Genomic DNA, 20,467 nt, shown 5'->3' with positions numbered 1-20,467 from the left:
GCATTACATTTCTATGTACACCTTGGGACATTCCAAGTGTAAATTTTCTTGAACAGTTTGATCTTCCAGCATACAAAATTGCTTCAGCTGACTTGACAAATTTCCCTTTATTGTTGCACATTATCAAAACAGGTAAGCCATTAATTGTTTCTACTGGAATGTCAAATATGGAAGAGATCGAAAAAACAGTTTTGTTTTTAAAAGAAAATAATGCACAGTTTATTTTACTTCATTGTAATAGTACGTATCCTGCTCCAGTAGAAACATTGAATTTAGAAATGATACCTGTACTAAAAGAAAAATTTCAAGTTCCGATAGGATATAGCGGACATGAACCTGGAATTGTAAGTACGTTAACTGCAACCATATTAGGAGCAGTAATGATAGAGCGTCATATCACATTAGATAAAACTATGGAAGGATTGGATCAGGCCGCATCACTAGAACCAAATGAATTTAAAGAATTGATAAAAAATATCAGAGAAGCAGAAAAAGCAAAAGGAAAACCTATCAAAAAAATGACTAGAGGGGAGATCCTACAGAAAGAAGTTTTAGGAAAGAGCATAATAACAAAAACTGATGTGAATGAGGGAAATATCTTTTCAGAAGAAAATCTTGATGTTAAAGGACCTGCAAAAGGACTTTCGCCTCAATTTTTTTATGAAATATTGGGGAAAAAATCAAAGCGGAATATAAAAAAAGGCAATTATCTGCAAGATGATGATTTATGATTTTAGGAATGAAAGTAAGAAAACAAGATTTGGCAGATATGTTATTGTTTAAGCCAAAAATTTTAGAATTCCATTTTTCAGATAGTGATTTAAATTTAGAATTAGAACAAAAATTTGAACAGAGATTAATTGTTCATTGTTATGAATATTTTGAAAGAAAACTATTGGATATTGTTAGCTTGGGGGAAACAAATCAAGTACATTCTCAAGAAAAAACTATAGAATTAATTCAAAAAGCAATAGATAAAACTGTTGAATTGAATGAACTCTTTCAAGGCAAACCATCAATAATTGTGCATCCAGGAGGGTATTCACTTACTGAAATAAATAAAGAAGAAAGAGAAAAAATGAAATCAGGTATGATTAACGCGGTTGAAAAATTAGACACTAGTAAAGTAAATTTTTTGATGGAAAATATGCCACCTTATGCTTGGTTTTTTGGAGGACGATGGCATTCAAATGTCTTTCTTGATGCAAATGATATGAATGACTATTGTAGGGAATTAAATCTAAAAGTGTGTTATGATTTGTGTCATGCACAACTTTATTGTAATACAAAGCAAATATCTTTAATTGATCAACTAAAGATTATTGAAGATAAAGTTGATCATTTTCATCTTTCAGATGCGGATGATATAGATGGGGAAGGATTACAATATGGAGAAGGAAGTATGGAATTTGAAAAGATAATACCAATTTTAAATGAGCATAAAGACAAAGGATTTGCAATTGAAGTATGGAAAGGTCATGAGAATGGAGGAAAAGGTTTTAGGGAATTTCTAGAAAAGATAACAGAAGCAGGATTGATGGTAAATTGAAAAATGCACTAATTTTTGGATTGACTGGTCAAGATGGAACTTATCTGGCAGATTTTTTATTAAAAAAAGGATACAATGTTTTTTGGTACTTTTAGACGTACTAGTCACAAATGTTTTGAAAGATTAGAAGAATTTGAAATAGTTGATAAAGTTACTGAGATCAAAGCAGATTTAGCAGACTATGGTTCAATTCAAACTGCCATAAAACAATCAGAACCTGATGAAATATACAACTTGGGAGCTCAATCATTTGTAGGAGCATCATTTCAACAACCAATTTTAACTTCAGATATTACAGGATTGGGAGTTTTGCGAGTATTGGAGGGAATTAGAGAAAATGTTCCAGATGCAAAATTCTATCAAGCTTCTTCAAGCGAAATGTTTGGGGATTATCAAGGAATTAAAAATGAAAAATCACCTTTTATTCCAAGAAGTCCTTATGGAGCTGCAAAAGTATTTGCACATCATATGACAAATCATTATAGAGAAGCATATGATATTTTTGCATGTTGTGGAATTTTATTTAATCACGAATCACCATTAAGAGGTCTTGAATTTGTTACAAGAAAAATAACTTGGTCACTTGCAAAAATTAAATTAAAAACACAAGAAAAACTCCATCTTGGAAATATTAGTGCAAAAAGAGATTGGGGGTTTGCTGGTGATTATGTAGAAGCCATGTGGATGATGTTGCAACAAAAAACTCCAGATGATTATGTAATAGCAACTGGAGAATCCCATTCTGTTGAAGAATTTCTAACTATTGCATCAGAATATGCAGGATTGGGAGACTGGCATAATTTTGTTGAGATTGATAAATCTATGATGAGGCCAACTGACATTAAAGAATTGGTTGGAGACGCTTCAAAAGCGAAAGAAAAGATTGGCTGGAGTGCAAAAACAAGTTTTGAGGAATTAGTAAAAAAAATGGTTGATCATGATATAGAATATCATAAATCACATCCATTGAGTTTTTAGAGAAATGAACGATGCTGCAATAGTAACAGTAAGGAATTCTTCATCTAGATTACCAAATAAAGCTATAATGAAGGTTAAAGGAGATCTAACAGCAATTGATATTGTAATTAAAAGAGCAAAAAAAACTGGGTTCCCAGTGATTATTGCTACTTCAACTGCTAAAGAAGATGATATTTTTGAAGATGTTGCAAAACGAAATAATGTAAGTATTTTTCGTGGATCATTACTTAATAAAATTAAAAGATGGTTTGATTGTTTTAATGAATTTAAAATCAATAATGCATTATTAGTGGATGGAGACGATCTATCATATAACTATGAGATTGGAACAAGGGCAATTTCTGAATTAAAAGAAAAATCAGTAGATTTGATTACACATCCGAAAAATATTGTTACAGGATTTTTTACATATGCAGTTTCTAAGGAAGGAATAAACAAATTATATTCTAAAGCCAATTTGGAGGAGACTAACACAGATGTAATCACTAGATTTATTGAAAAATCAAATTTGAGTAGTGATATAATTACACTAGAAGATTTTGAAAAAAATGAAAAAGTGAGATTTACACTAGACTATCAAGAAGATTTAGAATTTTTTAGAAAATTATATGAGGAAAATGATATTTTGACTAGTGGAAAAGAAATTTTAGAGTATTTAGAAAGCCATAAAGAAATCATTGAAATAAATTTTCATAGACAAAAAGAATTCCTAGAAAATCAAGCAAAATTTAATGAAAAAATCACATAAGCATTTCTAAAATAATTAAATTCGTTTTTTAGTAGGTTTAATTTTCATAGACCAGATAGATTTTTGGCATTGTACCTTCCAAATATTCTTCATAATTTGATTCTTTAACATTTTTAGTTACAAATTCACATGCATTCTCCAAAGCATGAAGGGTATCATCAATATCTTTCTCAGTGTGAGAATAACAAAGGAAAGTTGGTCCTAAAACAGACATGAATATACCACTTTTTACCATTTCTTGAAGTATTAGGGATTTCATTGCAATTGATTCTTGTTTATTTGAATCAAAGCACTGTAAGTGCATTCGGATTGGGTATCCATACATTTTTGCATCCAAATCAAATTTTGAAACAATTTGATTCCACCCATCAAACAATTTTTTCCCCATATTCCAACAATGAGGTATCGTATTCTTTTCTTGCATTTCATTAATTACTGCCATGGTTCCTGCAAGAGAAATGTTTTCACTATTATTAGTAGATGATACCCATAATTCATCAAATGATTTCATAAATTCTGATGGACCAGTAATTGCTGAAATTGGAAGGCCATTACCCATACCTTTACCAAAACAGACTAAATCACCTTTAATATCAAAATATTTTTGTGCTCCTCCTAAATCAAATCTAAATCCAGTTACAATTTCATCTAAAATTAAAAGTGAGTCATTTTGATCTGCTAATTTTCTTACTTTATTAAGAAAATTATTTTCAGGTTTATCATAAACTGTGGGTTCTAAAACTATTGCTGCAATCTCATTTTTGTTATCTTCAAAAATTTGTTCTAAACCATCAGCATCATTATAATCAAATAATTTTATCAATTCCGAATTAAATTTTGGAACCCCATTATCTCTACTAACCATTGCAGCTTGCCAATCATGCCAGACTCCTCCAGAACCACAATATGCAATTTTATCTTTAGTGGTAAAAGCTCTTGCAGCTCGAACTGCACCAGTAACAACGTTAGATCCTGATTTCTCAAATTTTACCATATCAGCATGAGGTATTACTTCACACATTTTTTCAGAAAGTTCAACTTCTTTAGGATGAGGAAGTGAAAATAGAATTCCTTCTTTTAATTGTGAAATTATTGCATGATTTACTGATTCATAGTTATATCCTAATGTTATTGGACCCAAGGCCATCAAATAATCAATGTATTCATTTCCATCCACATCAATAAAATGAGAACCATTTGCAGATTGAGCATATACTGGAAAAACTCCTTCAACGAATGATGGGGCAGCTCTGCTAAAAGTCCCAGTCATATGAGGAACTACTTTTTTTGCCCGATTCTTGAGACTGTTTGAATTCTCTAATGTTCGTGGCAATGAATTGATAAACTTCTACTAATCTATTTATCTTTTGTTAAGTTTTAATTATATCAAATCAATAAAATTCTAAAATGAGTGAACCAAATTTGAAGAAAATATCAAAAATTCGTGAAACACTTCTAAGACTTAATTTAATCAATGAAGAAAATGTTGAAGTTTATTCAAAAAAAACTCGTGATAATAATAATCTGACTGTCTATAAAGACAACAATACAAAAATTGTTTTTATTGATGAGTATTATGTAGGAGATGAAGAATATGAAAATGGTGATTATCGAAATAAAGTAATTCCATCAATGAGATCCCAAAGTGGAAGTTTAGAAGATACAGTAGATAATGAAAGAAGATATAAAAAATATAGACAATTTGTTGTAAACAAAAATATTTGTGATTATGGTTGTGGAGAAGGGAATTTTTTACGACTAGCAAAACGATCTGCTAAATCAGTTTTAGGAATAGAATTACAAAAAAATTTTAACGATACTCTGAATAATGAAGGAATAAAATGCATCACAAAATTGAATGAGTTAACAGAGCCCGTCGATACGTGTTTTATGTTTCATTGTCTAGAACATTTGCCAGATCCAGTTTGTACGCTCAAAGAAATCTTTCAGAAATTAAAACCAGATGGAGAAGGGAAAATTGTAATTGAAGTTCCTCATGCTAGAGATTTTCTACTAGATCAATTACAGTGGAATTCATTTAAGAATTTTACATTATGGTCACAACATCTGGTATTACATACAAGAAATTCATTAGAATTATTTTTAATCGATTCAGGATTTAAAAATGTGCATATTGAAGGTGTTCAACGATATAATATTGCAAATCATCTAAATTGGTTGATGAACAATAAACCAGGAGGTCATGAAAATCCACTTAGTATTATTGAGACTGAAAGTTTAAAGAATTCTTATTCTGAGGCCCTTTCAAGGATTGATGCAAACGATACTCTTGTAGCAATTGCAACGACTTGAAAATAGAAAAATTAGGATGATTTTAAGTTCAATATTGCTTCAGAGATTCTTTCTGTAGATTTTCCATCAAATTTGTAGAAAAAAATTCTCACGAGCAGAAATAAATGAAGAATCTAAAATGAATATCCTGTTTTAAAAAAATCAAAAATCATATTATTAATTTGAGATAAATTTGAACATTTCCTAATTATTCCATATTCAATACCTTCTTTGACAAAAGGAAATAAAGGAAAATTGAAATCAAGATCTATCAAAATTGTCTTCATGCCTACTACAGAAAGTTGAGAATGAATTGTGGAGAAACCAAATGTTAAAACCATATCAAAATTTCCTAAAATATCCCAAACATCTTCACTTTGATATATTTTTGAATTAACTCCTAATTTTTTTTATAAGATTTTCATATTTTATTATATCTTCAGATGCAGGATGTATTTTAAATGAAAAAGAAAATTCGGATTTTTGAGATAGTTTATCAATTAACTCATTGAAAAATGAAGAGAATTTTCGGTTATTCCATATACCGTGTTCAACTAAGGCATCAGTAATTATTAAAATGGATATTTTTTCAAAATCAATTTTTTTGGTCTAAATTCTTTAGTTTTATAGAATAATTTATCCCAAAAAGGAGAACCAGTTACACAGATTTTATTTTTTGCAATTCCCATTTTTCTTAAAGGTTCCACCCAAGAATTATCAGGCAATATATGAAGATCCGGTATGCTAAATACTTCTTTCTGATCTAATGAAGCTGTAAAATTTGAGATGAGATCTTTAGTAAAACTAGTTTTTTTGGCCAACTGTTTTTCGAGTTTTAGAAAGAAATTTTATTTTATATAAAATGAAATTTAATCTTCTTAGAAATGATTTTTGTTTGTCAGAATCAGTTGGGATTGAATTAGAAAAAATATTTCTTAAAGTAGAAATAATTTTTTTTGGACCTCTAATAGATTGAAATTTTTCAAATTCGTATCCAAAATAATAAAATACTATTAATGGAATTTTTAATTTTTTACAACTAATACTGAAAGCATATTGGATTGGCTCAAAATTAGGGCCAATCATAACACAATCAGGTTTAATATCCATCAAACAATCTAATGCATTATTAAAATCATGGATGTCCAAAATCTTAAAATCTTGATGTGTGGAGGAATTAATTCTATCAGGTTGGTAAATGAACCAAAAAAAATCTAAATCTATTTTCTTTTTAACTTGTTTCATGATCTCAGAAACATATACTATTCTAACACTATTTTTATCAGGAGTAACAGGAGACGGTACTAAAATTTTCATATTTGACTCACAAGTTAATGTGTATTTAATTCACCGGTGAAATGATAATATTGTAGTTTATGAGTAAGATTATTTTATGAGCGCTTAAGGAAAAAGATATGTTTGAAGGGAAAAAAATTCTTATCACAGGGGGGACCGGTTCTTTAGGTAATGCACTAACAAAGCGTCTTTTAGAATACAATGTTGACACAATTAGAATTTTTAGTCGTAATGAAGATAAACAAGTAAAAATGCGTTCTGAATTTAAGGATGAAGATCGTTTAAGATTTCTCATAGGAGATATTAGAGATCTTTCTAGGTTAAACAGAGCATTTGAAGATATAGATATTGTTTTTCATGCTGCTGCCTTAAAGCATGTTCCAGTGGTTGCATACAATCCATTTGAAGCTGTAAAAACAAATGTGATTGGGAGTCAGAATATCATAGATGCCTCGTTACATGAAAATGTTGAACTAGCAATAGCTATTGGTACAGATAAAGCAGTGTCTCCTTTGAATACCTATGGCGCAACAAAACTTTTGATGGAGAAACTCTTTGTTACTGCAAATAATTACATTAACCCTGCAAAACATAAAACAAAATTTGTTGCATTAAGGTATGGTAATGTATTAGGAAGTAGTGGATCTGTAGTTCCACTATTTATCAATCAAATAAAAAATAATCAGAAGATAACTATCACTGATCCTGAAATGACAAGATTCAGCATTACAATGACTGATGCACTTGATTTTATTTTAGAATCGTGTAAAGAGGTAAAAGGTTCCGAAGTTTTCATTCCTAATTTACGTGCATATACAATCAAAGATATCAAAAATGCATTAACTGAATTATTAAACGATCCAGGTGAAGAAGTAATTGGAATCAGAGAGGGTGAAAAAATGCATGAGATATTGATTAATCATGATGAAATGCGTTATACATGGAAATTCAATAACAAATACGTAATATTGAATGAAAATAAGAAAACAAAAGAGATTGAAAATAATTATAAGGACATTTCGAGAGTGAAAGCATCATCAGAATATGATTCTAATACTGCCGAAAAAATATCTAAAGAAGAATTAAAAAAGATTATCTTAAATTCAGGTCTATTAGAAAATTAAACACTAAGACGTTTACCAGTTTTACCACTTTTAATAATTAAATTAGAAAATTTGTGTGAATTTATTCCATTATCTAAACCTATAACATTTGAAGGCTTTTTTTGTTTAATACAATGTAAAACATGTTTTATTTCTTGCACATACATGTCATTTGTATTCTCTTTGGTTGAATAAATGAGCCATTTGTTATTTTTTGAATTAAATATTTTGATTTTATTTTCTTTTAATGACCAAAAAAGTATTCCATTTTCACATAATATTTCAACAGAGCGTCTGTATTCTCGGCGAATAAAATCAAGATGAATTGTACCAAGAAGATTATTCTTAAATTTCAAAATAATTTCTGCAATACCTTCAACATCAGTTTTTATAATATCAGTCGTCACGTAATTGGATTGAATCTCTTTTGGATTTCCAAATAACCAAATCAGGTAATCGATTTCATGAGAGCTGTCATGAATAATTCCACCACCTAATCGCTTTATTGCGGAATAATTTTTTTTATAATTTTGTTTTGGTCTCCAATCAGGAAGATATTGACCAAAATAAGCAGACACAGAAAGTGGCTTCCCCAATTGTTTTTTTTGAAGAATTTTTTTTATATTATTTAAACCAGAATTAAATCGAAAAGTATAACCAACAAAAACTAAAAGATTCTTTTTTTTAGCTAATTTTTGTAATAACGATATTCCTTTTGAATTTGAGGATAGAGGTTTTTCAATAAATACATGACATCCGCACTTTAGAGCATTAATTGCTAGTGATATATGAGTAGATGGCGGTGTACAAATAAACAAGCAATCATAAGCATCATAAATCAATTGATCAGTAGAATTAATTTTAAATTTTTTTGATACAAAATCAAGTTGATTTTTTTCTACATCATATAGATAGATACAATTCCTAGAAATTATTTTAACAAGATTTGAAATGTGACGTTGGCCAATAGACCCACCACCTAAAACTAATATCTTCAAAATAGATCAATTTTTTATGAGTTTTAATATGTAATTAATTGTATCATCAAGATCAATAGAATCATGACTAATTTTAGGAATATTTTGCAGAAATTGAGATGAAATATGTAATTGTTTTATGTCTTCAAAGGAAATTCTGGAATTAATTCCTCTATTGATTAATTCGTTAGATATGGCCATTTGTTCAGGATGGCTATCATCTGCCAGATAAAAAAATGGAGTTCCATTACTTAAACACTCAGAAATTAAACCATATCCACATTTGCAAATAACTAAATCTGCAATTGAAACTAAATTTTGACCTTCAACAGTATCAGAAAGGTCATGTGTTGTAATTGAATCTTCAAACTTTGTGTTTAAAGATATGATTTGGATGTTATCGTCATATGAAAATGAAATTTTATTTTTTGAACCACCTAAAGCGAATAAAACACATGGCAATGATTTTTTAATACCATATAGTTTTCTGATCTCATCTAAATTTTCGGTTAGATTTCTTGCAATCAATTTAACTTTATATTTTTTTTTAAAATGATTCATCTCGGTTCCCAACGGTAATTGAAGACAAAAATCAGCCAAATCATAATATTCCTTAAATTTTAATCTAATATTTTCTGGAAGGAATGTTAAAACATCATACCAAGAAAAATTTGAGATGACAACTGATGGAATATTTATTGAGTTTGCTGCAATTAATGGCATTGGCGATACATCAGATATGATGAGATCGGGATTTTCATATTTTAGAAATGCTACTTCTTGGCTAGAAATACTATTAATATTATTTATCCAATTAGAAATTTTCTCAATTGATTCGTTATGATTGATAGATATTCCATCAGAATTTAAAACAGGTCCAATGTCAGTAACACCTTTTTTAATCTCAATTCCAGGTAAGGATTTTTGGAGAAAATCTACAACATTGGAATTTCTGATTATTATCTTGATTCCATAGAGTTGTAATTTTCTAATAAGAGCAACTGAACGTGTAGCATGTCCTCTTCCATGATCGGTTATATAATAAATCAATTTTTTCAATTTCTAAAATAGTTGTGAATCTGTTTTGATAAATGGGTTTCTAGGTTAAGAATAAAACTAATAGTCACGCTAATTTGATATTGCTTGTGGATAAAACTGTCATTATAGGATGTGGGTTTTTAGGATCTAAAATTTTTACTAATTTAAAAAATAATAACAAAAAAGTTATTGGAACAAATTTTCAAAATACATCAAATGAATTTAAGAAATTAGATATAACAAATTTTGATCTTGTGAATAGTTTTTTAAATAAAGAAAAACCAGATTTAGTAATTAATTGTGCAGCAAACACGGATATTGACTATTTAGAAAAAAATGAAAAATTTGCAAATATGGTAAACGGTATTGGAGTAGAAAACATTGCAAAGACATGTAAAGAGATCTCTTCAAAATTAATTCATATTTCTACAGATTCAGTATTTGACGGAACTCAGGGATTATACAAGGAAGAAGACGATGTAAAGCCCATCAATGTTTATGGAAAATCAAAATTATTAGGAGAGAAATTACTTCAAGAAAATTTAGATGATTTTATAATTATTAGAACAAATTTATTTGGATACCATCATCAAGGAAAATTTTTATTCAATTGGATATTAAAAAATTTAAAAGAGAATAAAGAATTCACAGGATTTGAAGATATTATTTTTAATCCTTTAGAAATATCATTTTTGAGTGATTTAATATTAAAATTTGGAAATATGGAATATTCAGGTATTGTTCATCTTGGTTCTGATGAAATTATAAACAAATATGATTTTGGATGTGAGGTTTCTGATATTTTTGGTTTCAATAAAAAATTGATAAAAAAGGATCTATTGAGCATTCAAGTTTGATTGCAAAAAGACCAAAAAACACATCATTATCAAATTTAAAAGCAAAAAAAATACTGAAAATGAATTTTCCTTCATTAAAAGAACAAATATTAAAAATCAGAGAGGAGATCAAGATAAACTATAATGACAATCAAAGCCATTAAAATCAGGAAGAGAAAAATAGGTGAAAAGCGTCCTTGTTACATCATAGCAGAAATAGGTTCAAATTTTGATGGAAGTTTTTTAAAAGCAAAAAAAATGATTAAACTTGCAAAAGATGCAGGAGCAGACGCAGCAAAATTTCAAAGTTTCACTACTGAGCAAATTTTATCAAAAAAAGGATTTGAGAAAAAAACAACTTTTCAGTCTAAATGGAAAAAACCAATTTGGGAGGTTTACAAAAATGCAGAATTTCCTTTATTGTGGCATGAAAAACTAAATGAATATGCAAAGAAAATTGGAATTGATTTTCTATCAACACCTTATAATTATGATGCAGTGAAATTATTAAAAAAAATCAACATTCCAGCAATAAAGATAGGTTCTGGAGACATAACAGATACAGAATTTTTGAAAGTGGTTGCTAAAACAAAGAAACCGATTTTTCTTGCTACTGGAGCAAGCACGATGAAAGAAGTAAAAGAAGCTGTTAAGATAATTAAATCATCAGGCAATAATAAAATAATTTTAATGCAATCAATTACACAATATCCTTCTCCAATAGAGGAAGCAAATTTAGAAGTTTTAAACACCTTTAAAGATGAATTTAAACTCAATGTTGGATACTCTGATCATTCTCCAGGTTCATTGATAATTCTGGCAAGTGTTGCATTAGGTGCATGTGTAATTGAAAAACATTTTACAGACAATGTAAAAATAAATGGGCCTGATCATCCTCATTCTATGAATCCAAAGGAATTTGCAAAAATGGTAAAAGAGATCAGATTAATTGAAAGTGCAAAAGGAGACGGAATAAAAAAAGTGGAAAAAAGTGAAAAAGAAACAAGAATCATACAAAGAAGATCAGTATTTACAATTAAAAAAATTAGAAAAAATGAAAAATTTACTAGAGACAACATTATGACATTAAGACCATTCATAGGACTTCCAGCTTCAGAATTTGGTGAAATTTTAAACAAAAAGGCGAAAAGAGATCTTGATGAATATGTAGCCATATCTTTAAAAGATGTTTGAATTAAATGTGAAAAAATGGAAACAATTAATGAATTTTCAATAGATGAAGTAGAAATAACAGAAAACATTGAAAAATTATTTAAAGAATTATTTCCAATTTGTAGAAGTATTACAGGTAATGGAGTAAGAAAATCATTAAAACTTTTAAATCAAGTAACAGAATTTAACGTAAAAGAAATACCATCTAAAACTCAATGCTATGATTGGGTAATTCCAGATGAGTGGAATATAACAGATGCATATCTAGAAGACGAAGAAGGAAAGAAAATAATTGATTTTCAAAAAAATAATTTACATGTAATGAATTACAGCATTCCAATTGACAAATGGGTGCCATATGAAGAATTGAAGAAACATTTACACACTCTTCAAAATTTGCCAGATGCAATACCATATAGAACTACATATTATAAACGAGATTGGGGATTTTGTTTATCATTTAATGATTTTTGTAAATTAGACAAACAAAAAAAATATCATACAGTAATAAATTCTTCACTTGAATTAGGTTCTCTAACATATGGTGAATATAATATAATAGGAAATTCAGGAAAAGAATTTATTTTTTCATCATATTGCTGTCATCCGTCACTTGCAAATGATAATATGTCAGGAATGATCCTATGGATAATATTATTAAAAATTCTTAAATCTTTAAAATTAAAACATTCATACAGATTTGCATTAGTTCCAGAAACAATTGGTGCAATAGCATATCTTGCAAAAAATGAAGAAATGATGAGTGGGGTGGATGGAGGATTTGTATTAACCTGTGTAGGAGGACCAAGTAAATTTAGTTATAAAGAGACATTTTTAGGAAATAGTTTCATAGATAAAATTGTAGATGAGTCATTTAAAGAATCAAATGTAGATTACATAAGATATCCATTTGATATCAATGGAAGTGATGAATCACATTTTTCTGCACCATATTTTAGAATTCCAATAGGAACAATTTGTAAAGACAAATACTATGAATTTGATTATTATCACACATCTCTGGATAATCTAGATTTCATAAAATCAAAAAGTATAGTAGATACATTGAGAATTTATCTAAAAATCATTTCAAAATTAGAGAAAATTGAAATTATTGAAAAGAAAGATAATTTTAAAATTAAAAAAGCCAAAAATAAAACATTGACTTCTTTAAATCCATTTTGTGAACCAATGTTAAGTAAAAGAAATTTGTATCCTTCTACAGGAGGGCAAATTGCTCAAAAGGCAATTAACTTTACAAAAATTCATAGAACCAGAAATTACACTAATACTAATAACGATAATCAAAAATATTCTGGGAAATTTATTGATGCAATAAGTTGGATAATGTTTTATGGAGATAATCTTACCACAATTGAAGAAATTTCAAAAAAATCTGGATTAGAAATAGAATTACTAAATGAAGCTACTAATACTCTATTGGAGCATGGATTGATTAAAGTCAATGAGTGACAAATTAGAAATTTTATGTATTAGTGGGAATCACCGTCGTCATTTATACTATCTAAACGAAATAGCAAAAAAATTTGATATAAAAGGATCTATTATTCAAAAGAGAGAAAATATCAATCCAGAACCACCAAAAAATATTTCCAAAAAAAATAGAGAGAATTTTATTTTTCATTTTAAAACAAGAGATGAAAAAGAAAGACAATATTTTGGAAAACAAGAATATCCTAATCATGATATTTTAGAAGTTTTACCAGAACAACTGAATACTACAAAGAGTATCGAATTTATTAAAATGAAAAACCCAAACGTGGTATTAATTTTTGGCTCTGATTTAATTAAAGATCCTCTCTATAGTCAATTACCAAAAGATTCTATAAATTTACATTTAGGATTATCACCTAGATATAGAGGTGCTGCAGGATTATTCTGGCCTTTTTATTTTTTAGAACCAAATCTAGCTGGAAGTACATTTCATCATATTATTTCTGAACCAGATGCAGGAGAAATTATTCATCAATCTCTTCCTACATTACAGGAACAAGATGGTATTCACGATGTAGCATGTAAAACAGTTATCGCTTCAACTCAAGATATGTGTAAATTACTTGAAATAAAACAAGAAAAAGGTTTTTGGAAAAGATTTGATCAAAAAGGATCTGGAAAGAATTTTTTAGAAAGTGACTTTAGACCTGAACATTTACAATTGATTTATGATTTGTTTAATGATAAAATTGTAAAAGAATATCTTCAAGGTAGAATAATTTCAAAGAAAATGAACATAATAAAACAATTTTAACAAATTTTTCTATCATTTTTTAATGATTTTATGTAACCAGAATCTCTTTGAATATGTTGATTTATCTGTAAGAGTTTTGGTTCACTGGATATAACGTTTAAAATTTCATCTAACGAAAAAATGGTTTTAGGTTTCAATTTTTTAAATATATGACGTATCAAAGTAAGATCATTAATTTCATCAACAGTCAATCTAATGCCAGATAAATCTTTTTTATTTTCATAATTAAATAATTGAAATTTTTTAGGATTATTTTTTATATATGGAGTTACATGTTCAAGTTCAGATTTTAATTTGGATAGTTTATGAGCTTGTGTTAATGTTTTAAATGAAAAAATTTCTACATCCAACCCATCAGGAAAAGTTGGTTTTAATGTATTTGATAAATAATCATAATTATTGTTTAAATAAAAATTTAACATTTTTTGAATTAATTTTGGATCTAATAACGGACAATCAGCTGTTATTCTAATAATTATATCTGCATCAAATTCTTTAGCACATTCATAATATCTATTTAAAACATCATTGGTTTTACCTTGGAAATAATCTATATTGTTTTGTTTTGCAATTTTTATTAAAACAGAATCCTCATTTTTTGTAGTAGTAGCTAATATAATATTATCAATTTTTGGGATTGTCTTTAAACGATTTATCACGTGCCAAATAATTGGCTTTTTTGAATTAATTTGATGACTTTTTTTGGAAATCTGGTAGAACCTAACCGAGCTTGAATAATTATTACTATTTTTGACATTCTTAGCAATGAAATATTCTTCTATTTACACATATAGAGTAAAAAATTTGTGAAGTTTTTTGATTTTAAAAAAAAATCATTTAAAGATCATGAATATATTTTGCAAGAAATTCTGATGAATTCCCTTGGTTAATCATGTATTTATTTATAAATTTAGTTCCATTATTAATAATATTTTTCCTAAACTTTTTGTCAACAATGATTTTATTGAGAACTACAGAAAACTCTTCTAAATTTGTTACATATGCAGTAGCATTTTCCTGAATTATCGGTTCATCATGAAAATTATTATGATCAAAAAGCAGTGTAATAGTAGGTTTTTGAAGAATCATAGCATCTAGTAAAACTGTCGAAAACTCTGTAGAAATAACTACGTCTGAATTAACAATATAATCAAAAATGTTACCTGTTTTAGAAACATTTAATGGAAATTTAATTTCTTCCAAAATTTTTGGGATTACATCAATAGGAGGTCTACCAGGATGCAATTTGATTATTAATTTTTTATCTGAAATGTCATTAATAATTTCAATTAATTTTTTTAGTTTAATTTTATAATCATTATAAACTCTAGAATCAATACCTTTGTAATTTTGACCCAGTATTACATTAGTTGCCAATAAAATAGCATTGTTTAATCTATTAGAAGATGTGGAATTAAAAAAGAAATCATGACGTGGACTACCAGTCAAAATTAGATCATTGACATCAATACCTAGTTTAATGAAATGATCCTTAGTTTCATTCCCCCATATTGCTTCTTTTTGATCTAAGTTAGGTAAATATCCAAGAACAGGAATGAATTTTTGAAAATATTGGTTTTGAGCATAAATTCCATGCTGCATTAATATTGATGGAATTTTAGATTTCTGTGCAACTGATAAAATTGCTCTTTCTTCAGCACCAGCATTATACATAGTTAATACACAATGGATGTTATTGTTTTTGAAAAAATCCTCTGAATTTAAAATTCTGGATACAGCCTCTAAAAATCTATGATTGCAAATAGAGGTAAAATCTTCTTTAATTGCAAACCAAAATGAATTATTTTCAATTGTAAAAATGCTTGTAAAATCATTATCTTGGGAAAATAATTTCTTAATTTTTTTAATAAATCATTTCTTTCATTGTCAATTTGATGTAAAACATTATCTGAAGTTGTTGATAATCTCAAAATTTTAGATTTGGTATTTTTAACTATAGTTAAACTTTTTAAATTCCAAACTGCCGGTCTGCGTTCATTCAGTAAAATTATTTCATCATTTAATGAATATATTTCATGCATTAATTCATTGTATTGAATAGGATTAAACTCCAATAACAATATTTTGCTATTTTTAGAATTATTGTCATGATATTTTAAATTAAAAAATAAATTTGTTGATTGTTCTAAAAACTTTTTAATTTTTAATGCAAAATTTCTAGAAGTATGAATATTAATTTTTTTAATTCCTAAATTAATTGGAATTTCTACATTATCAAAATAAAATTCTGAAGAAGTAATTTTTGGAAATGTTTTTAAAATAATTTTATTTTCATGATCAACAGATTTAAGAATTGAGTTTAGAAAAAATGAAGAAAAAATTTTCAAAGGTTTTTCTTTTTCAATTATACGTAATATCCCTATCACATGCTTCATTACTTGAAGTAAATATTGATGAAATTCTATTTCTAATAACCAACCTAAATTGATATTGTTAAAAATTAGTAATTCTTCAAATTTATCATTTTTATACCATGATAATGCTTTTTCTAATGCTAAATCTTCAATTTTTTTTTCGTCTTCTAAAGAAACATAATTTTCCATTAATTCATGATTTATACCAAGTTCAGATAAAATTGTGGTAGATTCAATATCAAAACAAATAATTTTTTTGTTTTTAGTATTTTCAGGATTAGAAAGGATTGAATGGATATCTGAGGATTTGTCTAAAAGTAATAAGGAATTTTCCATGTTTTTCAATGTTTGTTGGTTTTAATGTATTTTGACAATTTTTTGCCAATCATAATTTAAAAATTGAATGTTTTCCATTTCATTATCATTTGGCCTCCATGCTACATCTGCCAATGTAAGTACTCTAGATACATCATCAGAGAGATTTACATGTGCAGAAGCCATTCCTTTAGGAACTAACACCATCATGGGTTTTTCAGAACTGGATTCTATTTCAACATATGATCCAGTCTTATCTTGAATTATGAACACAACTTTTCCATGAATACATGTAAAATAGCTATTTCGTTTTTTGTGTAAATGCGGACCTTTAATTTCACCTGGATTTACAGAACTCACATAAATCATTTTAATTGGATGTTCAATAATTTCATCCCAATCTCTCCATACAACTGTTAATGAACCATTTTCATGTTGATCATGAATGTCTTTTGTTTTATGAACCTCCAACTTAAATTTTTTAACTTGATCTTGCATACATAAAATTAAAAATTTTTGGTATTAAATCTTGTTGAAAAAATGACAAGTAATTATTTCTCTAGGTTTAAATAATTATTTTTTTACAATGTATTAATTGAAAACCAATTTTAAAAAAGACAATGTCAATAATTCTACAAACTCTAGTTCCAGTACTAAAGATGTAGAAAAGGATCTTACTCAAGAAGAATTTGAAGAGTACATTTCAAAATCTGGTGCCAAGGGTTCGTTTATGATCTATAGATCAGCAAAAAAAGATGAAGAATTAGGTATCGATGAATTATAGATTTAAAATTTAATTCTGAGCTAAAATGAATCTAAAAGAATCTATAGAAAATACAATGAAAGAAACTCACTATAAATCGTTTGATCAGTGGGTACAAAATTTTGCTCTAAATCTTCCTAATATTTGGAATGAAACATCAGCAAAAGAAATTTGTCATATTAATTCAGAATATGATCAAAAATCATCCGCAATTGTAATAGGTCGTGGACCATCTATTGACAAACATGAACATTTGAAAGTATTGGCTGAAAGCAATTATAAAGGAAATATAATTTGTTGTGATGGAAAACTTGTTGATGCATTAAACGCAGGAGTCACGCCAACAAAATTTCCTAAATTTTTTGTAACATCAATTGAACCATATTCTGGAATACGAAAACATTACGATGATCCTATTATAGATAAATACGGAGATCAAATAAAAGGGGTTTTTTCAGTTTTGACAGATCCTTCTGTTGTAGACAGAGCAAGAAAATCAAGAATTAAAATTCATTGGATGCATTCGTTATTTGACTATAATGAAGGTAAAAAATCATTTAATCATATTTCAGCATTAATGGTAAGAGCAAAAAATCATTCAAATGGATTACCAGCAATACAAACAGGGGGAAATGTTGGAACTTCGTCATGGTTTGTAGGTTGGAAAATTCTCAAATGTTCTACTGTTGCATTAATTGGATTAAATCATGGTTGGGAAGAGGATGATTCTTGGGAGAAGATTATCTCTCATGGAAATTATTATGATAGCTCTAAAGGAGTTGACAGAGATAGTCCTACTTTCAAAAAATTATTTAAAAAAATTTACAATCCAGATTTTGGTTGCTACTGTATTTTGGATCCTTTGTTTCAATTTTATAGTACAGCATTTAAGGAATTTATTTCACGTTCTCCAAAATGGCTAACAACAATAAATGCTACAGAAGGAGGTTCTATTTTTGGAGATAGAATTCATGGTATGAAATTTAAAGAATTTTTGAAAAAATATTCGAATTGATGATTTGTGACGACTAGAATTGATACTAATTTAAATATGCTTTTGGAGAAAAACCTTCATGAAGGTTTTATTTGTTGTTCCAGAAATACGATTAGATAGTGCCCCAAATCATTTTCCTTTTTGGGCAGGAATCTTAGCAGCAATTGTTGAACAAAAAGGTGGACAAGTTGGGATTTTAGATCTAAATGCATTAAGGGATAATTATGATGGAAGAGCAGTACCTGTAAAAAAAATTGTAGAAGAAATTTCATCTGAAAAATGGGACATGATAGGTATAGGAGGGTTAACTACTACATACGCAAGAATAAAACAACTATCAAAAATAATAAGAAAATGTTCTCCAAATTCTCTATATGTTGGAGGAGGAGGATGGAGCACTTACAATCCTACAGAGATTTTGCAATTAATTCCAGAATTGAATTTAATAGTTATTGGGGAAGGTGAAGAAACGTTTTCAGAATTATATGATGAACTTGAAACAGGATCAAATGATTTTGAAAAAATTAATGGTTTATGTTACAGAGATAACAATAATGAGATCAAATTTACAGGTCCTCGTGCATTAATATCTGATCTTAACACAGTTCCTTATCCCGCATATGATTTAATGGAGACAGAAATTTATTTTAAATATTCATCATTTTCGCTTTCTGCAGCATCATTTAATTCAAAAAGACGTGCTTCAACTGTTTGGGAAAGAGGTTGTCCCAGAGGTTGTACTTTTTGTTCACATAATGGAATGTCAAGAATCGATCTTCAAAATATTTATGGTGAAGGAGATAGAAAAGAAGGTGAAAAATTAGTTAGAATTTCAGATAAGGAAAATGATACATTTCAATTGCCTGCTAGATGGCCAACTCCAGAATATGCTGTAAATAATGTAAAATTATTAGTTGAAAAATTTAACGTTGATTTTGTTTCAATCCTAGATGAAAATATGACGAGTAACTTGAAATGGACCAAAGAATTTTGTGATTTGTATGTTTCTGAAGGATTAGACAAAGATGTAAAATGGGGCACATTAGGTGATGCACCAAGTGTGGCAGTTAAACCAGAAATAGTACAAACTATGAAAGATGCTGGATGCGAATACATTTCTTTTGGATTTGAATCAGCGTCAGATAAAGTTCTCAATCAAGATATTCAAAAAGGGCAATTACGAAAACACCTGCAAATTACTGTTGACACAATCAAAAGAGCAAAAATGACGCCAATTACCACATTCATGATAGGTAATGCTCATGAAAATATTGATGATTTGATGGAAACAGTAGATTTTTGGATACAAAATAATGCTGAAATTGATCCTTTCATTTGTACACCTTATGTTGGAAGTCCAATCTTCTACGATAATCAAGACTATCTGCTACAGCAATATGATTCTAAATTAAAAATGATTTCTGACAAAGGACTTAAAATAAGCGATGACGTTCTTAAAAAATGGAAATTAGATGCATTAGATAAATTTATGACAGAATGTGGAGATGCAACAAAATATACAGCAACAGTTAGTCAATATTTCACAATTGCAGAATTATTTGCTTTGAAAGAATTCATGTATAAACATGATACAAGAAGAATGCTTCAGATGGCACATCAAAAATTTGATGAAACAGGTTTGCCACAATGGAGACATAATGAAAAATGGGAAAAGTATTGTGAAGTATGTAAATCTAAAAAAGAATTAGAAAAAACAATGAACTGTGTAATCTCAAACGAAATTGGGGCAAATTAAAAAAA

21 protein-coding genes and 1 pseudogene are annotated in these 20,467 nt (G+C 28.1%); 14 read left to right on the top strand and 8 right to left on the bottom strand.

Annotated features, from left to right (window positions below):
- From BD31_RS00720 to BD31_RS00705, 5 genes are all read left to right on the top strand, one after another.
- The coding region (locus tag BD31_RS00720; protein ID WP_008296899.1) for an N-acetylneuraminate synthase family protein at positions 1–731 on the top strand (731 nt) is incomplete at its 5' end.
- Positions 728–1,549 (top strand): TIM barrel protein, encoded by an 822-nt coding sequence (locus tag BD31_RS00715; RefSeq protein WP_008296888.1) that lies wholly within the window; start codon positions 728–730, stop codon positions 1,547–1,549. The genes BD31_RS00720 and BD31_RS00715, both read left to right, overlap by 4 nt.
- On the top strand, positions 1,546–1,644 hold the full coding sequence (locus tag BD31_RS11185; RefSeq protein ID WP_369324078.1) for a GDP-mannose 4,6-dehydratase: 99 nt from the start codon (positions 1,546–1,548) through the stop codon (positions 1,642–1,644). Before BD31_RS00715 ends, BD31_RS11185 begins: the two co-directional genes overlap by 4 nt.
- A complete protein-coding gene (locus tag BD31_RS00710; RefSeq protein ID WP_008296839.1) occupies positions 1,625–2,527 on the top strand; it encodes a GDP-mannose 4,6-dehydratase in 903 nt (300 codons plus the stop codon). Before BD31_RS11185 ends, BD31_RS00710 begins: the two co-directional genes overlap by 20 nt.
- A 4-nt stretch (positions 2,528–2,531) precedes the next feature.
- The gene (locus tag BD31_RS00705; protein ID WP_008296847.1) at positions 2,532–3,275 is read left to right on the top strand and encodes a cytidylyltransferase domain-containing protein; all 744 of its coding nucleotides are present in this window, start codon (positions 2,532–2,534) and stop codon (positions 3,273–3,275) included.
- 37 nt (positions 3,276–3,312) lie between these two features.
- Here BD31_RS00705 and BD31_RS00700 read toward each other — a convergent pair whose 3' ends face one another.
- Positions 3,313–4,608 (bottom strand): aminotransferase class III-fold pyridoxal phosphate-dependent enzyme, encoded by a 1,296-nt coding sequence (locus BD31_RS00700; protein WP_008296873.1) that lies wholly within the window; start codon positions 4,606–4,608, stop codon positions 3,313–3,315.
- 74 nt (positions 4,609–4,682) lie between these two features.
- Between BD31_RS00700 and BD31_RS00695 the strand changes: the two genes are divergently transcribed.
- Positions 4,683–5,588: a class I SAM-dependent methyltransferase gene (locus BD31_RS00695; RefSeq protein ID WP_008296844.1), complete on the top strand. Its 906-nt coding sequence runs from the start codon at positions 4,683–4,685 to the stop codon at positions 5,586–5,588.
- Between the two features lie 783 nt (positions 5,589–6,371).
- Here the strand turns inward: BD31_RS00695 and BD31_RS00680 are convergent.
- Entirely contained in the window at positions 6,372–6,884 is a 513-nt protein-coding gene (locus tag BD31_RS00680; protein ID WP_008296863.1) for a hypothetical protein, read from the bottom strand.
- A gap of 98 nt (positions 6,885–6,982) precedes the next feature.
- On the opposite strand from BD31_RS00680, the gene BD31_RS00675 reads away from it, so the two are divergent.
- Positions 6,983–7,987 (top strand): SDR family NAD(P)-dependent oxidoreductase, encoded by a 1,005-nt coding sequence (locus BD31_RS00675; protein WP_008296845.1) that lies wholly within the window; start codon positions 6,983–6,985, stop codon positions 7,985–7,987.
- Here the strand turns inward: BD31_RS00675 and BD31_RS00670 are convergent.
- Both BD31_RS00670 and BD31_RS00665 read right to left on the bottom strand, forming a co-directional pair.
- Positions 7,984–8,964, bottom strand: coding sequence for a Gfo/Idh/MocA family protein (locus BD31_RS00670; RefSeq protein ID WP_008296926.1), 981 nt, complete (start codon positions 8,962–8,964; stop codon positions 7,984–7,986). The genes BD31_RS00675 and BD31_RS00670 overlap by 4 nt on opposite strands.
- A 6-nt stretch (positions 8,965–8,970) precedes the next feature.
- Positions 8,971–9,993, bottom strand: coding sequence for a hypothetical protein (locus tag BD31_RS00665; protein ID WP_008296861.1), 1,023 nt, complete (start codon positions 9,991–9,993; stop codon positions 8,971–8,973).
- Between the two features lie 95 nt (positions 9,994–10,088).
- On the opposite strand from BD31_RS00665, the gene BD31_RS00660 reads away from it, so the two are divergent.
- The 4 genes from BD31_RS00660 to BD31_RS00645 all read left to right on the top strand — a co-directional run bounded on the left by BD31_RS00660 (position 10,089) and on the right by BD31_RS00645 (position 14,259).
- Positions 10,089–10,838 (top strand): dTDP-4-dehydrorhamnose reductase family protein, encoded by a 750-nt coding sequence (locus tag BD31_RS00660; protein ID WP_008296928.1) that lies wholly within the window; start codon positions 10,089–10,091, stop codon positions 10,836–10,838.
- A gap of 123 nt (positions 10,839–10,961) precedes the next feature.
- Complete coding sequence (locus tag BD31_RS00655) at positions 10,962–12,011, top strand: N-acetylneuraminate synthase family protein (RefSeq protein ID WP_008296852.1); 1,050 nt, start codon at positions 10,962–10,964, stop codon at positions 12,009–12,011.
- A 15-nt stretch (positions 12,012–12,026) separates the two neighbouring features.
- Positions 12,027–13,463 carry a DUF4910 domain-containing protein gene (locus tag BD31_RS00650; protein WP_008296906.1) on the top strand — a complete coding sequence of 479 codons (1,437 nt, stop codon included), beginning with the start codon at positions 12,027–12,029 and terminating at the stop codon, positions 13,461–13,463.
- Positions 13,456–14,259: a formyltransferase family protein gene (locus BD31_RS00645; RefSeq protein WP_008296902.1), complete on the top strand. Its 804-nt coding sequence runs from the start codon at positions 13,456–13,458 to the stop codon at positions 14,257–14,259. The genes BD31_RS00650 and BD31_RS00645 overlap by 8 nt, the downstream gene beginning before the upstream one ends.
- Here the strand turns inward: BD31_RS00645 and BD31_RS00640 are convergent.
- From BD31_RS00640 to BD31_RS00625, 4 genes and pseudogenes are all read right to left on the bottom strand, one after another.
- A pseudogene (locus BD31_RS00640) lies at positions 14,256–15,016 on the bottom strand (cytidylyltransferase domain-containing protein). The gene BD31_RS00645 and the pseudogene BD31_RS00640 sit on opposite strands and share 4 nt — an antisense overlap.
- 80 nt (positions 15,017–15,096) lie before the next feature.
- On the bottom strand, positions 15,097–15,933 hold the full coding sequence (locus BD31_RS00635; protein ID WP_008296886.1) for a CDP-glycerol glycerophosphotransferase family protein: 837 nt from the start codon (positions 15,931–15,933) through the stop codon (positions 15,097–15,099).
- A 68-nt stretch (positions 15,934–16,001) separates the two neighbouring features.
- Positions 16,002–16,970: a hypothetical protein gene (locus BD31_RS00630; RefSeq protein ID WP_008296919.1), complete on the bottom strand. Its 969-nt coding sequence runs from the start codon at positions 16,968–16,970 to the stop codon at positions 16,002–16,004.
- Between the two features lie 21 nt (positions 16,971–16,991).
- On the bottom strand, positions 16,992–17,447 hold the full coding sequence (locus BD31_RS00625) for a WxcM-like domain-containing protein (protein ID WP_048097290.1): 456 nt from the start codon (positions 17,445–17,447) through the stop codon (positions 16,992–16,994).
- A gap of 97 nt (positions 17,448–17,544) precedes the next feature.
- Between BD31_RS00625 and BD31_RS00620 the strand changes: the two genes are divergently transcribed.
- From BD31_RS00620 to BD31_RS00610, 3 genes are read left to right on the top strand one after another with little or no spacing between them, the layout of a single operon-like run.
- On the top strand, positions 17,545–17,733 hold the full coding sequence (locus tag BD31_RS00620) for a hypothetical protein (RefSeq protein ID WP_008296872.1): 189 nt from the start codon (positions 17,545–17,547) through the stop codon (positions 17,731–17,733).
- Positions 17,734–17,758: 25 nt separating this feature from the next.
- The gene (locus tag BD31_RS00615; RefSeq protein WP_008296875.1) at positions 17,759–18,727 is read left to right on the top strand and encodes a 6-hydroxymethylpterin diphosphokinase MptE-like protein; all 969 of its coding nucleotides are present in this window, start codon (positions 17,759–17,761) and stop codon (positions 18,725–18,727) included.
- Between the two features lie 58 nt (positions 18,728–18,785).
- Positions 18,786–20,462 (top strand): B12-binding domain-containing radical SAM protein, encoded by a 1,677-nt coding sequence (locus BD31_RS00610; protein WP_008296930.1) that lies wholly within the window; start codon positions 18,786–18,788, stop codon positions 20,460–20,462.
- Positions 20,463–20,467: the final 5 nt, after the last annotated feature.

It is taken from the genome of Candidatus Nitrosopumilus salarius BD31 (assembly GCF_000242875.2).
In the GTDB taxonomy this organism is placed as follows: domain Archaea; phylum Thermoproteota; class Nitrososphaeria; order Nitrososphaerales; family Nitrosopumilaceae; genus Nitrosopumilus; species Nitrosopumilus salarius.
This window is presented reverse-complemented; position numbering and strand designations above follow the sequence as displayed.